1 protein-coding gene is annotated in these 301 nt (G+C 50.8%); it reads left to right on the top strand.

What is annotated here, in order from left to right:
- Window positions 1–46 precede the first annotated feature (46 nt).
- A partial coding sequence (locus tag WFO64_RS22415) for a transposase (protein WP_337014405.1) occupies window positions 47–301 on the top strand: 255 nt, incomplete at its 3' end.

Consider the following 301-nt stretch of genomic DNA (forward strand, 5'->3'; position numbering starts at 1 on the left):
TTAGAGATCTTCCGACATACTGACTATGTCCCCGGAGGAGATCACCATGCGCAAAGCCCGATTCACCGAACACCAGATCATTGCCGTTCTGAAGTCCGTCGAAGCTGGACGCACAGTCAAAGATGTTTGTCGCGAAGCGGGAATATCCGAGGCCTCGTATTACAACTGGAAAGCGAAATTTGGTGGGATGGAAGCCTCTGATATCAAAAAGATGAAAGATCTGGAGGACGAAAATCGCCGCCTGAAGCAGATGTTTGCCGACCTGAGTCTGGAATGCCGGGCGCTGAAAGACGTCATCGAA

Origin of the sequence: Pantoea sp. AS142 (assembly GCF_037152305.1) — a bacterium.
In the GTDB taxonomy this organism is placed as follows: Bacteria; Pseudomonadota; Gammaproteobacteria; order Enterobacterales; family Enterobacteriaceae; genus Pantoea.